Raw genomic sequence first — 15,448 nt, 5'->3', positions numbered from 1 at the left:
GGACGCTCAATCCTCAATCATATCCTGGCCCTCCGCTCTCAGGCGAGCAAGCCCATCGTGCATTGCCTTCAATTGTTCCGGTGTATGACCCTGCCATTCACCGAGTTCACCCAGGATGAGCAACGGATCACGGGAGCGGTAGGATTTCGTCGGATTACCGGGAAATTTTTTGTCGGTCAGGTTAGGGTCATCCATAAAAAACCCCGTCGGCTTTACGATGTAAATCCTTTGACGACCGTCACCCGTTGCAAGCTCTGCTCCCCAGATGGCGGCTTCCGGTGTCTGGGTGAAATAGATCCATGACAGTGGTTTACCTCTGAAATTGGAAGGGTGGCCGACGCTCAGCAGATCCCCGGGTTTCAAATCCGCCCGGGTACCATGGTAGAACGGATCACCCTCCGTATGGTCGGCGTTTTCGGTCATCGGTAGTCCTTCTTTCAATCATGCCTCCTTCGTGGCGAGACCGGCCTGCACACAGTTGCGGTGTTCACGATAATGATTGCAGAAAGGTCAATATGCGTGACCAAGCCAACGCTGTCACGGCGGCGTTGTAGTCGGGCAGTGCCGCATCGGTGAAGAAATGTCCGCTCGTCAGAGGGGGCTACCACCGTCGCAGCGATGTTCCAGGCACTGTGACGGGCGCTGCAGCCGAATGAAACCCAGACATTGACGCTGCTGCCAAATGAGGTTGCGCGGAGGTGCGAACAGATTTTTGTGCTACAAGGCTCCACCGCCAGTTGACGCAACCGATAATTGCCGACGTGCCCCCGGTCTCATCCAGCCATCGGGTCTGCCCCTTGCGCCCCAGACCCCCTATGCTACATGAACGCGCAAAGCGCGAAAGTCCGCGCGATCACGCTCCGTTTTCCAAGGCTTCCCGAGAGTTCCATGTCCGACACGGTCGTCACCCGTTTTGCCCCCTCGCCCACCGGCTATCTGCATATCGGCGGCGCGCGCACGGCGCTGTTCAACTGGCTGTACGCCAGGCACACCGGCGGCACGATGGTGCTGCGCATCGAGGACACCGACCGCGAACGCTTCAACGAGGCGGCGACACAGGCCATTCTGGATGGGCTGACCTGGCTCGGCCTTTCCTGGGACGGTGAGGCCATATCGCAGTTCGAGCGCGCGCCGCGCCACCGTGAGGTGGCCGAGGAGCTGGTGCGCCTGGGCAAGGCCTACTACAGCTACGAGACGCCCGCCGAGCTCGAGGCGATGCGCGAGGCCGCACGCGCCAAGGGCTTGCCGCCGCGCTACAACGGCCAGTGGCGCGATCGTGCCCCCTCGGAGGCGCCTCCCGGCGTCAAGGGCGCCATCCGCATCAAGGCGCCGACCGAGGGCGAAACCGTGGTGCACGACCGTGTGCAGGGCGAGGTGCGCTTCCCCAACAAGGACCTCGACGATTTCATCATCCTGCGCTCGGACGGCAACCCGACCTACATGCATGCCGTCGTCGTCGACGACCATGACATGGGCGTCACCCACATCATCCGTGGCGACGACCATCTGACCAACGCCGCGCGCCAGACGGTGATCTACAACGCGATGGGCTGGGACGTGCCGTCGATGTCGCATATCCCGCTGATCCACGGCGCCGACGGCGCCAAGCTGTCGAAGCGGCACGGCGCACTCGGTGTCGAGGCTTATCGCGCCATGGGCTATCTGCCCGAGGCACTGCTCAACTATCTGGCAAGGCTCGGCTGGAGCCATGGCGACGACGAGATCATGTCGATCAAGGACATGATTTCGTGGTTCGACATCGGCGATGTCAACAAGGGTGCGGCGCGCTTCGACTTCGCCAAGCTCGAGTCGATCAACGGCGCGCATATGCGCAAGATGGCCGATACCGAGCTGTTCGACATTTTCGTCGCCACTCTGCCATACCTCGAAGGCGGATCTGCTATCGCCGCCCGTCTCGACGACGCCAGGAAGGCGCAGCTGCTGGCCGCCTTGCCGGGCCTGAAAGAGCGCGCCAAGACGCTGGTGGAACTGGCCGATGGCGCTGCCTTCCTGTTCGTCGAGCGGCCGCTGCCGATCGACGAGAAGGCGGCAGCACTGCTCAGTGCCGACGCGCGCGCGATCCTGCGCGGCGCACATGCCGCTTTGCAGACTGTTTCGGGCGATTGGTCGGCTGCCGCGGCTGAAGCCGCGGTGCGCAAGTTCGCAGCGGCCGGCGGCCACAAGCTCGGCGCCGTGGCCCAACCGCTCCGGGCGGCCCTTACCGGCCGCAGCACCTCGCCCGGCGTGTTCGACGTGCTTGCCGTGCTTGGCCGCGAGGAAAGCCTGACGCGGATTGCGGATCAAATCGATTAGGAGCGAGCTGGCCCAAAAAGATTGGCATTGAAAGGCGGGTTTCGCAGTGCAACATTAGGCCTTGGCCCAATCTGGCACGCACTTCCTAAATGCGGTGGCGAGTTCGCGCATTCCGGTGATTTCGACGTGTCGTTTGCAGGAATTGCCTTGCCGGCATGAGGAAGATGAAGGAGTTTGAGAATGAGCGAAGCTGCGACGAGACTGGAAACCGGCAGCAAGACGACGCACCCGTCGACTGCCACGCTCGAACTGGCCGGCAAGACGCATGAATTCAAGGTGCGGAGCGGCTCGGTCGGGCCCGACGTCATCGACATCGGTGCGCTCTACAACACCACCGGCGCCTTCACCTACGATCCCGGCTTCACTTCGACGGCGAGCTGCGAGTCGGCGATAACCTTCATCGACGGCGATGCCGGCATCCTGCTTCACCGCGGCTATCCCATCGACCAGCTGGCCGAGCATGGCGACTTCCTCGAAGTCTGCTACCTCCTGCTCTACGGCGAACTGCCGACCAAGGCACAGAAGGACGATTTCGACTACCGGGTGACGCGCCACACCATGGTGCACGAGCAGATGTCGCGCTTCTTCACCGGCTTCCGCCGCGACGCGCATCCGATGGCTGTGATGTGCGGCGTGGTCGGCGCGCTGTCGGCCTTCTATCACGACTCCACCGACATTTCGGACCCGTATCAGCGCATGGTCGCCTCGATGCGGCTGATTGCCAAGATGCCGACGATTGCAGCCATGGCCTACAAATACCATATCGGCCAGCCCTTCATTTACCCGAAGAACGAGCTGAACTTCGCCGCCAACTTCCTGCATATGTGCTTTGCGGTGCCGTGCGAGGAATACAAGATCAATCCGGTGCTGGCGCGCGCCATGGAGCGCATCTTCATCCTGCACGCCGACCACGAACAGAACGCCTCGACCTCGACGGTGCGCCTTGCCGGCTCGTCGGGCGCCAATCCGTTCGCCTGCATTGCCGCCGGCATCGCCTGCCTGTGGGGCCCGGCGCATGGCGGCGCCAACGAAGCGGCGCTCAACATGCTGGGCGAGATCGGCCATGTCGACCACATCCCGGAATTCATCGCCCGCGCCAAGGACAAGAACGATCCGTTCCGGCTAATGGGCTTCGGCCATCGCGTCTACAAGAACTACGATCCTCGCGCGAAAATCATGCAGAAGACGGCGCATGAGGTGCTGGGCGAACTCGGCATCAAGGACGATCCGCTGCTCGACATCGCCATGGAGCTGGAAAAGATCGCGCTGACCGATTCCTACTTCATCGAGAAGAAGCTCTATCCGAACGTCGATTTCTATTCCGGCATCACGCTGAAGGCGCTGGGCTTCCCCACCACCATGTTCACCGTACTGTTCGCGGTCGCGCGCACCGTCGGCTGGATCGCGCAGTGGAAGGAAATGATCGAGGACCCGCACCAGAAGATCGGCCGCCCGCGCCAGCTCTATACCGGCGCCCCGGAACGCGACTACGTGCCGATTGCGAAAAGGTGAAAGAGAGTGAATGGTGAATGGTAAGTAGTGAATAGCAGGTAGTAATAGCAGGTAGTAAGTAGCAGCTTGATTATAGTCGAGAGCTCGTTAATCCTATTCACTATTCACTATTCACTATTCACTATTCACTCGCTAAGCCCTATTCGCTCTCCCGATGTGGCGAAGAACGACATCGGCGGCGATGTCGCCGGAGGGCCTGTCGGTGGCCATGCGTCTGGCAACCTCGCCAAAGCCGTCCTTTTGCCAAGCGCGGTAGGCGGTGTCTGAGAACAGTGCCTCGAGCTGCCGCGCCAGATAGTGCGGCCGCACATACTGGTTGTAGCTTTCCGGCACGACCGGCCGGTCGGCAATAAGGTTGGGCAAAGCAGCGCTCCACACCGTGATCAGGCTCTGCGCCATCAGCATGATCGGATCGAACTTGTAGCAAGAGATCATCGGGACACCCGACATCGCCAGTTCCAGTGACACCGTTCCAGACGCGATCAGCGCCGCATCGGCCTTGCCGAAGGCCTGCCACTTGCGCTCGGGATCGAGGATGACTTCCGGCTCCTGATCCCAGCGCGCCACCGATGTTTTGACCAGTTCGGCGACATGCGGCACCGTCGGCAGCAACAGCCGCAGCCTGTGGCCACGCGCGCGCAGCGCCGACACCGTCTCGCCGAACGGACCGATAAGCCGGCTCACCTCGCCGCGCCGCGACCCTGGCAGGACGAGCAGCGTCTTGACGTGATCGGCCGAGAGATCGCGTGGCTGGGCTTGCGCCCTGGCCGCGCCCAGCACGCCTGGATCATGCGTGAGGCGATGTCCGACGTAAGTGCCGGGCGGGCCGCCGAGACGGCTGAGCTCCTTTACCTCGAAAGGCAGGATGCACAGTATGTGGTCGACATAGGGCTTCATCGCGGCCGCCCTACCCGGCCGCCACGCCCAGACGCTCGGGCAGACATAATGGACGATCGGGATCGACGGATCGGCGGCGCGGATCTTTTTGGCGACGCGCAGCGAGAAATCGGGGCTGTCGATGGTGATCAGACAGTCGGGTTTTTCGGCGGCGACAGCACTTGCCGTCTGGCTGATCCGCCGCATCAGGCGCGGCAAGTCACGCAGGATGGCGCTGAGCCCCATCAGCGCGATCTCGGCGCCGTCGAACAGCGGCGCCAGTCCGAGCGCCTGCAGATGCCGCCCGCCAGTGCCGACGAGTTGCACCTCGCGCCCGGTCATGCGCTTCAGCGCCTGCACGATGTCGGCGCCCAGCAGGTCGCCGGATTCTTCGCCGGCGACGATGGCAATCTTCAGCGGCTTCTCAGCTGCCATGGACAGACTCCGCAGCCGGCAGGCCGAACACGAACAGGCCGAGCGCATTGGCGCGCGCGAGAACGGCGGGGCCTTCGAGGATGAGCGAACGGCCGGCTTCGACGGCAATGCCGGCGAGCCCCGCGGCATGCGCCGCCTCGACGGTCTGGGGGCCAATAGATGGCAGATCGGCACGCAATTCCTGGCCAGGCTTGGCGCATTTGACCAGGACACCGCGCGTCTTGCCGGCCAGCCTGCCATGGCCGCGCAACTGCTGCGTCCGCTCCAGCAGTCCGTGGGTGCCCTCGACGCCTTCCAGGGCAACAGTGCGGCCACCGATGGCAATTGCCGCCTGACCAATGTCGAGCGCGCCGATGGCCTTTGCCGCCGCGTGTGCCGCCTCGATATCGCGCCAGTCGGACTTTCGCGGCACTGCTTTGGTCAGCGGCCCTTCGGCCGCGACGAGCCGGGGCACGACTTCATGCGCACCGACAACCTTGACGCCCCGTGCCTCCAGGCCGCGGGTCAATATCTTCAACAGCCCGTCATCGCCGCGGGCAAGCGCCATGGCGAGCGAGGGTATAAGTGCCAGTAGCCCAAGGTTCGGACGCATGTCGACCAACCGCGGCCTGCGCCTGATCTCGCCGGCAAGCACAAGATGGGTGATCCGCCGGCGCCTCAGCAACGCAACCAGCGAGCCGATGTCTTCCAGCGCAAGGCTTTCACGCTCATAGATTGTGAGGTCGGACTGACGGTCGGCCTGACCTTCGACCAGGATGATGACAGGCCGATGTCCGGCCTCCGCCAGGCCGGCGGCAACTTCGACCGGCAAGCTACCGCCGCCGGCAATGATGCCGACCCTGGCGTCCGGCGCAAGTTCGAGGCCCGTTGAAGTGGCCTCAGCCTTCGTCATCGGCATCGTCGCCGTCGCCACCCTTAAGCGACGGGACGGCAAAATGCCGCTTGCCGCGACTGGTGATGAAATCGATGATTTTCATGGCCGTCGGCGACGACGCAAACTCGGCCTTGGCGAATTCGATGTTCTCGCCGACAGTGCGGGAGCGGTCGAAGATGGTCTTGTAAGCCTTGCGCAGCAGGTAGATTTCTGCGCGCGGCAACCCGGCGCGCTTCAGGCCAATGATGTTGAGTCCACGCAGGCTGGCGCGATTGCCCACCGCAATGGCGTAGGGAATGACATCGCCGACAAAAGCCGAGCAGCCGCCGAGAAAGGCGTTGTCACCAACACGCACGAACTGATGAACGGCGCTGAGGCCGCCGATATAAACGCTGTCACCGACCTCGCAATGGCCGCCCAGGGTCGCGCCATTGGCGAAGGTGGCGTTTTTACCGACGACGCAATCATGGGCAATGTGGGCATAGGCAAGGAAATTGCCGTTGTCGCCGACGGTCGTCTCGCCGCGGCTGGAATCGGTGCCGAGATGCATGGTCACGCCTTCGCGGATCGTGCAGTTCTGGCCGATGACCAAAGTGGTGCGGCCGCCCTTGTGCTTGGTGTTCTGCGGCGGTCCGCCCAGTGTCGCCATTGGATAGACCTTGGTCGCGGCGCCAATGGTTGTCGCGCCCAGCACCGAGACATGGCTGACCAGTTCGACGCGGTCACCGATCACGGCGTCAGCGCCGACATAGCAGAAAGGTCCTATTGCGGCGCCTTCGCCGATCTGCGCGCCGGCCTCGATGACGGCCGAGGGGTGGATTGAAGTCTGTATTTTCATGAGCATTTCGAACCGTCAGCCGGTAACCATCATTGCCGAGATCTCGGCTTCGGCGGCCTTTGTGCCCTCCACCATGGCCTCGCAGGCGAATTTGAGCAGGTTGCCGCGCATCTTGATTTTCTTGACGTGGATTTTCAACTGGTCGCCCGGGACGACCGGTTTGCGGAATTTCGCATTATCGATGGTCAGGAAATAGACCAGCGACGGCTTTTCCGTGTTGAGGTTACGGATGCAGATCGCGCCGGCGGTCTGCGCCATGGCCTCGACGATGAGCACGCCCGGCATCACCGGCTGATCCGGGAAATGGCCCTGGAAATGCGGCTCATTGATGGTCACGTTCTTGATGCCGATGGCAGAATCATTGCCGTCGATTTCGATGATGCGATCGATCATCAGGAAGGGATAGCGATGCGGTAAAAGCTTCATCAACCCCAATATATCGACCGCTTCGAGCGTCGCCGGCACCATCTCAGCTACTTCCCCCTTCGCCCTGCTTGCGCGTCCTGGCGAGCTTCCTCAGCATGGCGATCTCGCGCATGGCTTCCGCCATCGGCTGCGCCGGATAGCCTCCCCAGATCTCGCCCGCCGGCACGTTGCTCATGAACCCGCTTCTTGCAGCAAGCTTGGCCCCTGATCCGATGGTCAAATGATCGGCAAGGCCAACGCCGCCGCCCATGGTGACACCATCACCGACGGTGACGGAGCCGGAAATACCAGAGAGCCCGGCAATAATGCAATTGCGGCCGATGCGAACGTTATGGGCGATCTGCACCAGATTGTCGATCTTGGTGCCCTGACCGATGACCGTATCCGACATGGCGCCGCGATCGACGGTCGTGTTCGAGCCGATTTCGACATCGTCCTGGATGATGACGCGGCCGACCTGCGGCACACGCTCAGGGCCTTTGGCGCCGCCGACAAAGCCGAAGCCGTCCTGGCCTATCCTGGCGCCGCCATGAATGATGACGCGGTTGCCGATCAGCGCATACTGAACACTGACACCCGGCCCAATGTAGCCGTCACGGCCGATCTGGCAGGAGGGGCCGATAACGGCGTGGGGGGCAATGACCGTTCCGCTGCCGATGGAAGCGCGGGGGCCGATGACCGCTCCGGCCTCGATGATCGCCCCGGCCTCGATATGCGCCGAGGCATCGACATGAGCTTGCGGCGAGACCCCGGTTTCGCTGGTCATCGGTCCCGGCGTAGCCGCCGTCGGGAACAGCAGCCGGCCGATCATGGCGAAGGCCTGCTGCGGGCGCGGATGAACCAGAACCGCAATGCCTGCCGGCGCCTTGCCCGCGAACTCGGCGGGACAAAACACGGCCGCCGCCTTCAGCGACTGCATCAGCGCGAAATTGCGCTTGCCGTCGACGAAGACGAGCGCACCCTCGCCGCCTTCATTGGCTGGCGCCAACGCATCGATCGATATGTGGGCAAAATCGGAATCGACAAGCGATGCGCCGGTCAGATTCGCGACTTCGCCAGCCGTATACCGGCGTGATGGCGCGAAGAACACCGGATCGGTCATTCCAGAAGCAATATCCAGCTAGGTCGGATCAATTCTCTTCCGGACCCCAACGGCCCGGAAGCATCGTTACCCACGCATCAGAAGCGGCTCGACATGCCGAAGTTGAATTCCTGCACGTCGTCGGTCTTTTCCTTCTTGACGGGCATCGCGTAGTCAATGCGGATCGGGCCGAAAGGCGATGACCACAACAAGCCGACACCAACCGAAGCGCGCAACTCTAGATCAGTTGAAGCTTGAGTAACCCCGGCGACGTTAATCTTGCTGCCATACAGTGTGGCGGCATCAGCAAACACGGCGCCGCGCACACCAAAGCTTTCCGGAATGACCGGTATCGGGAACTGAGCTTCCGCCGACGCATTGAAATAGGTGGTGCCGCCGAGGTGGTCACCCGTTGCAATATCCGCAGGACCGATGCCACCATACTCGAAGCCGCGGATCATGCGGTCGCTGCTCTGGAACTGATCGAAGATACGCAGGCCGTCACCGCCGAAGCCTTGGATATGGCCGGCGCCGCCTGAGATCAGGCCGACCAGGTCCAGCTGTTCGGACAACGTCTGGTAGACAGTCCCACGACCGGTAACCTTTACGAATTTGGCATCGCCACCAAGGCCGGCAACTTCCATGGTCGTGGTGGCGTAGATGCCTTCATGCGGGCTCTTCATGTCATCGATGGTGTTGTAGACCAACCCAAGGCTGACCGACGACTTGATCCAAGGGCTTTCATCAATTCCCTGGACGATTGCCGCAGATACGTTGCAGTCCGCGTCGGGAATCCCGTCGCCAGGGGCGTTGCCCGGGACGGCAGGATTGTTATCGCAACCGTCGTCGAGCTTGTACTTCTCCTGGGCGATATTGTACGCCAACTGCGTCGAGATGTTGTCGGTGATCGGCAGGCCGAAGCGCACCGTCGCACCCAGCGTCTCGCTGTCATAGTGGTCGTAGTTGCGTGTCTGCTGGAAGATGTCGAAGCCGGCAGCGATACGGCGCCCGAGGAAATAGGGCTCGGTGAAGGACAGGCTGTAGTCGCGCGAATTCTTGCCACCACCCGCCGAAACCTTGATGTACTGGCCGCGACCGAGGAAGTTGCGCTCCGCGACCGAACCTTCGACGGACGGACCCGCAGTGTCGCCACCGGTCGAATATCCTGCGCCAACCGAGAACTCGCCGGTCGATTTCTCGACTACGTCAACCACGAGCACGACCTGGTCTGGCTCAGAACCCGGGACAGTCGAAACGTCGACTTTCTCAAAGTAATCTAGCTTTTCCAGCCGCTTCTTCGCGCGCTGGATGAGTACCTGGTTGAAGGCGTCGCCTTCGCTGACATCGAACTCACGACGAATGACATAGTCGCGCGTGCGGTCGTTGCCGCGGATTTCGATGCGCTCGATATAGGCCTTGGTGCCCTGGTCGATCGTATAGACGACCGAAATGGTGTGGTTCTCGAAGTTGCGATCACCGCGCGGTGTCACCTGGGCGAAGGCATAGCCCGAACCCGCGACCTTTTCGGTCAGCGCGATGATGGTGTCCTCGACATTCTTGGCGTTGTAGACGTCGCCCTTGTGGGTCTGAACCACCGATTCCAGCGCCTTCGAGTCGACTTCGGGAATGGTGCTCTCGACGCTGACGTCGCCGAACGTATAGCGGTCGCCTTCCTGGACGGTGATGGTAACGGTGTACTGGTTGGTCGTGTCGTCGAGCTCGCCGACGGCTGAGACCACCTGGAAGTCGGCATAGCCGTGATTGTAATAGAAGCGGCGCAGCGATTCCTGGTCGGCGCGGAGCTTGTCCTCGTCATAGACGTCGTCACGCAGCACGAAGGACAAGAAGCTCGAGCGCTTGGTTGCGATGACGTCGGACAGGCGGCGGCTCGAATAGGCGCTGTTGCCGACGAAATTGACAGCGGCGATCTTGGTGCGGCCGCCTTCGTTGATGTTGAAGACCACGTTCACGCGGTTGTCGCCGAGATCCATGATCTGCGTCGTGACAGCGGCGTCATCCCGGCCAATTCGCCTGTAGGCAGCCTTTACCGCCTCGACATCGGAGTCCAGCGTTGCCTGCGAGAACGTCCCGCGCGGCTTCAACTGCACGGCGACTGCCAGCGCGTTGTCCTTGAGCTTCTTGTTGCCCTGGAACAGAACCTGGTTGACGACCTGGTATTCGGCAACCTTGACTACCAGCGTCGAACCGACCTGATTGATCTGCACGTCCGAGAACAGCCCGGTGCCGAACAGCGCCTTGACCGCATCGTCGATATCGGCGCTGGAAAACGCCTTGCCCGGCTTGATCGTGATGTAGTTGCGGATGGTGTCGGCGTCGACACGCTGGTTGCCGCTGACCTCGACTCTCGAGACAACGGCTGCCTGCGCCGCAGATGTGGCAACGAACTGCACGGCGAGCGCACCTGGTACAACCAGAGCGGCGGACATAGCCACCGCGGACGCGGCGCTCAAAAATTTGGATGCTGCCTTCATCGGGCTTTTGTACCTTTTCTCGAAGTCCCCACGGCGAGAAAACCGGACGTGCGGTAATTTCTCCTACCGTATTAACCGGATTTTCCCTACACGCAAGGCTTCAGGTTAATTTGTAATTACTTAACCCTGATGCGTGGCTTTCGCGTCACGCATACCCCCGTGCATGGTAAACGGCGTCTCAACATTGCCGGTGCTGAAGCCAAATTTCTTCATGATTTCAGCACCCAAACAGATCGTTCCAGAAGACGAAGCCCATAAATCCCAACACCAGAAAGAGGCCGGCCCGGTATCCCATTTCCATCATCCGCTCCGATACCGGACGCCGGAAAACGGCTTCGAGTGCGTAGAACAGGAGGTGGCCGCCGTCGAGGGGGGGAATCGGCAAAAGGTTCAGAATTCCGATCCCGACCGATAGCCCGGCGACGAGTTGCACCAGCCATAGGAAGCCCAGCTTTGCCGCCTGCCCCGACATCTTGGCGATCTTGATGGGGCCGCCCAGCTGGCATTTGTCTTCGCGGCCGACAACGAATCGCTGCAGGAACTGGCCGGTGCGCTGAATGACGTGCCCCGTCTCCTCGACCGCGGCGCCGACTGCTCCGACAGGGCTGTAGGTGATCAGCCTGGGCTGGCCGACATCCTTGTTGTTGACGACGCCGATGACGGCCACCTTGACCTTGTTGCCCAGCGCGTCCAGCTGCTCCATCGGCTCCGGCGTCGCGACGACGGTGACCTCCTTGCCGTCGCGCAACATGGTGAAGGTGATGGCGTCGCCGCCGCGGCCTGAGACCAGGCGTTGGACGTCGGCGAAGGTCTCAACCTTGCTGCCGTCGACGGCGACGAATCGGTCGCCTGGCAAAATGCCGGCCCTTTCGGCTGGACTGCCGGCGGTGACCGCCGCCACCATCGGCTCAAACACAGGGCGGCCATAGAGGGAAAACAGCACGGCAAAGACGGCAATGGTCAAAAGGAAGTTGAACAACGGTCCGGCCACCACCGTGGCGGCGCGTTTCCAGATGGGTTGCGTGTGGAAGGCGACCTTGCGTTCAGCGTCAGTCAGCGTTTCCAGATCTTCCGAACTCGGCTGGCTCGACGTGGCGCTCATGTCGCCGACGAATTTGACATAACCGCCGAGCGGTATGGCGCAGAGCTTCCAGCGCGTGCCGTGGCTGTCGTTGAAGCCGAGAAGTTCGGGGCCGAAGCCGATCGAAAAGGCCTTCACGCCAATGCCGCACCAGCGGCCGACGAGGTAATGTCCCATTTCGTGAATGAAGACGACCACGGTCAGCACGAACAGAAACGGCACCAGCGTGCCGAGGACAAAGCCTTCCGTGCTGAAAAACGCGTGAAGAATTTCGTTCAAGTCATGCCCTCAAATTCACCCGCGGCGAAAGGTGTCGCCGCGACTGTGACATCAATCCAGGCGAATCCGTGGCGTGCGCCATTTCTTCGCCGTGAAATATCACTCAAGCCGGAAACAGTCCCCGCGCCGGATGATCGGCGCCCGCCGAAATCCAGCCGATCACGTATAGGGCAAAAGCCGCCGCGACAAGCCCGTCCACCCTGTCCATGACACCGCCATGCCCGGGTATCAACGCGCTTGAATCCTTGCGGCCGTGGCGGCGCTTGACCCAGGATTCGAAGAGATCGCCAACCTGGGCAACAATCGACAGCACCAGCGCAACCAAGGCGAGGACGCCAAGATTGCCGGCCCCGGCGGCGGCAGCCAGAAGCACGCCGGCGGCCACGCCACCGACAGCGCCGCCAAGTGCGCCGCTCTGCGTCTTGCCGGGGGATATCGATGGCGCGAGCTTGGGCCCGCCGACGGAGCGGCCGACGAAATAGGCAAAGATGTCGGTCGCCCAGACCACGGCGAACAGAAACAGGATTGCGACCAGGCCGGGATGGTCGCCGCCGCGCAGCAGCGCCAGCGATAAGCCGGACAAAGCCGCGTAGGCAAGACCGGCTGCATCCCATTGCGCCGCTCCACGCATACGGGCGCCGACAGCAGCGACCACAACCATGGCCAGGACAAGAGACAGAAGCCACGATGCCGGCACGCCTGCAACCAGGGCGACGACGAAAACCAGAAGCAGCGCTTCGGGAATGAAGCCGAGGGTCGCACCGGCCAAGGGGCGCGACATGCGCGCCCATTCATAGAAGATGACCGCCGATATGCCGGCGCAAAGCAGGCGGAACCACAGCCCTCCCAACCAGGTCAGGCCAAGCGCTATTGCGGCCAGCACCAGCGCCGAGACGATGCGAAGCTGAAGATTGTTCATCCCGCCGCCGATCACGAGGCAGCGACATCTTGAGCGGCAAGCCCGCCAAAACGGCGCTCGCGGCCAGCAAAATCGCGCAATGCGTCGGCCAGGTGTTCGCGGCTGAAGTCAGGCCAGTAGCAGGGCAGAAAAACCAGTTCGCTGTAGGCTGCCTGCCACAGAAGGAAGTTCGACAGCCGAAGCTCGCCACTGGTGCGGATGACCAGCTCCGGATCGGGAATGCCTGCGGTGTCGAGGGCGCCGGCAAAAGTGTCTGCCGTGATCGCCTCTGCGTCGATCTCGCCGCGCGCCACTGCGGCTGCGAGCTTGCGTGACGTGCGCACGATCTCGTCGCGCCCGCCATAGTTGAAGGCGATGACCAAGGTCAGCGATTCATTGCGCGCAGTCAGCGATTCGGCCTCTTCCAGCAGGCCCCTGATGTCCGGCTGCAGCCCCGCCCTGTCACCGATGATCCTGACGCGCACGCCGTTCTGGTGCAGTTCGGCCAGATCGCGGCGGATGAACAGCTTCAAAAGCCCCATCAGGTCGCTCACTTCGGCCTTGGGCCGCGACCAGTTTTCCGATGAAAAGGCGTAGACGGTCAGGAAGGAAATGCCGAGACCGGGCGCGGCGCGCACCGTCTTGCGCAGCGCTTCGACGCCGGCGCGATGGCCGGCAAGCCGCGGCATGCCGCGCGCCTTGGCCCAGCGTCCGTTTCCATCCATGATGATCGCGACATGCGCGGGCGTTGCCATTGTCTCGCTTTCGGGCCGGTGTGGGCCGACCCTAGACCTGCATGATTTCAGCTTCCTTATCGGAAAGCAGGTGATCGATGGTGCTGATCGTTTCGTCGGTCAGCTTCTGGACCTGATCGGAGCGCTTGCGCTGATCGTCCTCGCTGATGTCGCCGTCCTTTTCCGCCTTCTTCAAGAAGTCCATGCCGTCGCGACGGACATGGCGCACCGCAACGCGGGCGTTCTCGGCGTAGCCATGCGAAATCTTGACCAGTTCCTTGCGGCGCTGCTCGTTGAGCTCGGGCAGCGGAATTCTGAGATTGGTGCCGTCGACGATCGGATTGAAGCCGAGATTGGATTCTCTGATGGCACGGTCGACCGCGCCGACCATCGACTTGTCCCATACCGAAACCGAGATCATGCGCGGCTCCGGCACCGACACGTTCGCCACCTGGTTGATGGGCATGGTGGTGCCGTAGGCCTGGACCTGGATGGCGTCGAGCAGATTGCTGGAGGCACGGCCGGTGCGCAGCGAAGCCAGATCGTGCTTGAAGGCGGCGATCGCGCCATCCATGCGCCGCTTGAGGTCGTCGAACTCACCACTCATCTTAGTCTCCTCGACCCGTTTGAACCGGGTTCAGTGCTTAGGGCCTATATTCGGACCCGCTTTCGAAAACTGATCCCCTTTTTAGGAGAGTATACTCCGGGTCACTCGTCGGCGACGATCGTGCAACGGCCGCCGCCCCGCAGAATATCGCCGAAACCACCTTTTTCGTGGATCGAATAGACGATTATCGGGATGTTGTTTTCGCGCGCAAGTGCAATTGCGGCGGTATCCATGATCGAAAGGCCCTTGTTGATGACTTCGGCATGGCTGATGCGCTCGAAGCGGGTCGCATTCGGATCCTTCTTGGGATCGGCCGAATAGACGCCGTCGACCTGGGTGCCCTTGAACAACGCGTCGGCGCCGATCTCGGCGGCGCGCAAGGCCGCGGCCGAATCGGTGGTGAAGAACGGATTGCCGGTGCCGCCGGCGAAAATGACGACCTTGCCCTGGTTCATATAGGCGGTGGCCTGGCGCTGGGAAAAACTCTCGCAAAGTTCGGGCATGGCGATGGCCGACAGCACGACGGCATCGACGCCGATCTTGTTTAGCGAGGTGCGCAGCGCCAGCGAGTTGATGACGGTGGCCAGCATGCCCATGTGGTCGCCGGTGACGCGGTCGCCGCCCTTGGATGCCACCGCCACGCCGCGAAAGATATTGCCGCCGCCAATGACGACGCCGACCTCGATGCCAAGTGCGCGGGCTTCGGCGATGTCGGCGGCGATTCGGTCGACCACCGAGACATCGATGCCGAAATGCTGCTCGCCCATCAACGCTTCGCCCGACGCTTTCAGCAGGACACGTCGATAGAGGGGCTTTGCCGTCATCTGGACCTCGTCATTGTTGCGTGTGGCAGCCTGGGCAGGTCGCCCTCGCGCGGGCGCCGCCGCTGGCGCGATGCCGAGTTCCGATACACGAAGGGGGGCGCGGTGTGGCGCGGCGCCCCGGGCCCCCATACCCCGTGCCGGGGCGGGCCGGGCGGGTGGGGGGGTGGGGGCGGGGGCG

At 62.3% G+C, this 15,448-nt stretch carries 14 protein-coding genes; 2 read left to right on the top strand and 12 right to left on the bottom strand.

All coding sequences use genetic code 11. The features are described 5' to 3' along the window. Positions 1 to 6: 6 nt before the first annotated feature. A complete protein-coding gene (gene arr / locus NKJ80_RS07520) occupies positions 7 to 423 on the bottom strand; it encodes an NAD(+)--rifampin ADP-ribosyltransferase (protein WP_352497352.1) in 417 nt (138 codons plus the stop codon). Positions 424 to 888: 465 nt separating this feature from the next. Here arr and gltX point away from each other — a divergent pair, with 465 nt between their 5' ends. Both gltX and gltA read left to right on the top strand, forming a co-directional pair. Then, on the top strand, positions 889 to 2,313 hold the full coding sequence (gene gltX, locus NKJ80_RS07515) for a glutamate--tRNA ligase (RefSeq protein ID WP_352497351.1): 1,425 nt from the start codon (positions 889 to 891) through the stop codon (positions 2,311 to 2,313). Between the two features lie 180 nt (positions 2,314 to 2,493). Continuing rightward, positions 2,494 to 3,825: a citrate synthase gene (gene gltA, locus NKJ80_RS07510; RefSeq protein WP_023671037.1), complete on the top strand. Its 1,332-nt coding sequence runs from the start codon at positions 2,494 to 2,496 to the stop codon at positions 3,823 to 3,825. Between the two features lie 132 nt (positions 3,826 to 3,957). On the opposite strand, the gene lpxB is transcribed toward gltA, so the two are convergent. The 11 genes from lpxB to pyrH form a co-directional block, all read right to left on the bottom strand. After that, positions 3,958 to 5,136: a lipid-A-disaccharide synthase gene (gene lpxB, locus NKJ80_RS07505; RefSeq protein WP_352462509.1), complete on the bottom strand. Its 1,179-nt coding sequence runs from the start codon at positions 5,134 to 5,136 to the stop codon at positions 3,958 to 3,960. Beyond that, the gene (locus tag NKJ80_RS07500) at positions 5,126 to 6,028 is read right to left on the bottom strand and encodes an LpxI family protein (RefSeq protein WP_352497350.1); all 903 of its coding nucleotides are present in this window, start codon (positions 6,026 to 6,028) and stop codon (positions 5,126 to 5,128) included. Before NKJ80_RS07500 ends, lpxB begins: the two co-directional genes overlap by 11 nt. Continuing rightward, a complete protein-coding gene (gene lpxA, locus NKJ80_RS07495) occupies positions 6,015 to 6,848 on the bottom strand; it encodes an acyl-ACP--UDP-N-acetylglucosamine O-acyltransferase (RefSeq protein ID WP_023706235.1) in 834 nt (277 codons plus the stop codon). Before lpxA ends, NKJ80_RS07500 begins: the two co-directional genes overlap by 14 nt. Positions 6,849 to 6,863: 15 nt before the next feature. Next, positions 6,864 to 7,316 (bottom strand): 3-hydroxyacyl-ACP dehydratase FabZ, encoded by a 453-nt coding sequence (gene fabZ / locus NKJ80_RS07490; RefSeq protein ID WP_023684696.1) that lies wholly within the window; start codon positions 7,314 to 7,316, stop codon positions 6,864 to 6,866. Between the two features lies 1 nt (position 7,317). Next, on the bottom strand, positions 7,318 to 8,376 hold the full coding sequence (gene lpxD / locus NKJ80_RS07485; RefSeq protein WP_023684695.1) for a UDP-3-O-(3-hydroxymyristoyl)glucosamine N-acyltransferase: 1,059 nt from the start codon (positions 8,374 to 8,376) through the stop codon (positions 7,318 to 7,320). A 77-nt stretch (positions 8,377 to 8,453) separates the two neighbouring features. Continuing rightward, entirely contained in the window at positions 8,454 to 10,847 is a 2,394-nt protein-coding gene (bamA, locus tag NKJ80_RS07480) for an outer membrane protein assembly factor BamA (RefSeq protein ID WP_023684694.1), read from the bottom strand. 217 nt (positions 10,848 to 11,064) lie between these two features. After that, a complete protein-coding gene (rseP, locus tag NKJ80_RS07475) occupies positions 11,065 to 12,207 on the bottom strand; it encodes an RIP metalloprotease RseP (RefSeq protein ID WP_023688578.1) in 1,143 nt (380 codons plus the stop codon). Positions 12,208 to 12,310: 103 nt separating this feature from the next. Beyond that, a complete protein-coding gene (locus tag NKJ80_RS07470; protein ID WP_352497349.1) occupies positions 12,311 to 13,126 on the bottom strand; it encodes a phosphatidate cytidylyltransferase in 816 nt (271 codons plus the stop codon). An 11-nt stretch (positions 13,127 to 13,137) separates the two neighbouring features. Continuing rightward, positions 13,138 to 13,860, bottom strand: a complete 723-nt coding sequence (locus NKJ80_RS07465) for an isoprenyl transferase (protein ID WP_031196581.1) — start codon at positions 13,858 to 13,860, stop codon at positions 13,138 to 13,140. Positions 13,861 to 13,891: 31 nt separating this feature from the next. Then, entirely contained in the window at positions 13,892 to 14,446 is a 555-nt protein-coding gene (gene frr, locus NKJ80_RS07460; RefSeq protein WP_023671027.1) for a ribosome recycling factor, read from the bottom strand. A 101-nt stretch (positions 14,447 to 14,547) separates the two neighbouring features. Next, entirely contained in the window at positions 14,548 to 15,270 is a 723-nt protein-coding gene (gene pyrH / locus NKJ80_RS07455; RefSeq protein WP_023671026.1) for a UMP kinase, read from the bottom strand. Positions 15,271 to 15,448: the final 178 nt, after the last annotated feature.

It is taken from the genome of Mesorhizobium sp. M0030, from assembly GCF_040323695.1.
Classification (GTDB): domain Bacteria; phylum Pseudomonadota; class Alphaproteobacteria; order Rhizobiales; family Rhizobiaceae; genus Mesorhizobium.
Note: the sequence above shows the minus strand (reverse complement) of the source record. Positions and strands in the feature narration are given on the sequence as shown.

What these genes read in the sequence shown, in the direction of transcription:
- bamA (WP_023684694.1), bottom strand. Translation starts at nt 10,847, where the DNA reads ATGAAGGCAGCATCCAAATTTTTGAGCGCCGCGTCCGCGGTGGCTATG.
- frr (WP_023671027.1), bottom strand. Translation starts at nt 14,446, where the DNA reads ATGAGTGGTGAGTTCGACGACCTCAAGCGGCGCATGGATGGCGCGATC.
- pyrH (WP_023671026.1), bottom strand. Translation starts at nt 15,270, where the DNA reads ATGACGGCAAAGCCCCTCTATCGACGTGTCCTGCTGAAAGCGTCGGGC.
- lpxA (WP_023706235.1), bottom strand. Translation starts at nt 6,848, where the DNA reads ATGAAAATACAGACTTCAATCCACCCCTCGGCCGTCATCGAGGCCGGC.
- fabZ (WP_023684696.1), bottom strand. Translation starts at nt 7,316, where the DNA reads ATGGTGCCGGCGACGCTCGAAGCGGTCGATATATTGGGGTTGATGAAG.
- lpxB (WP_352462509.1), bottom strand. Translation starts at nt 5,136, where the DNA reads ATGGCAGCTGAGAAGCCGCTGAAGATTGCCATCGTCGCCGGCGAAGAA.
- gltA (WP_023671037.1), top strand. Translation starts at nt 2,494, where the DNA reads ATGAGCGAAGCTGCGACGAGACTGGAAACCGGCAGCAAGACGACGCAC.
- NKJ80_RS07470 (WP_352497349.1), bottom strand. Translation starts at nt 13,126, where the DNA reads ATGAACAATCTTCAGCTTCGCATCGTCTCGGCGCTGGTGCTGGCCGCA.
- arr (WP_352497352.1), bottom strand. Translation starts at nt 423, where the DNA reads ATGACCGAAAACGCCGACCATACGGAGGGTGATCCGTTCTACCATGGT.
- gltX (WP_352497351.1), top strand. Translation starts at nt 889, where the DNA reads ATGTCCGACACGGTCGTCACCCGTTTTGCCCCCTCGCCCACCGGCTAT.
- lpxD (WP_023684695.1), bottom strand. Translation starts at nt 8,376, where the DNA reads ATGACCGATCCGGTGTTCTTCGCGCCATCACGCCGGTATACGGCTGGC.
- NKJ80_RS07465 (WP_031196581.1), bottom strand. Translation starts at nt 13,860, where the DNA reads ATGGCAACGCCCGCGCATGTCGCGATCATCATGGATGGAAACGGACGC.
- NKJ80_RS07500 (WP_352497350.1), bottom strand. Translation starts at nt 6,028, where the DNA reads ATGACGAAGGCTGAGGCCACTTCAACGGGCCTCGAACTTGCGCCGGAC.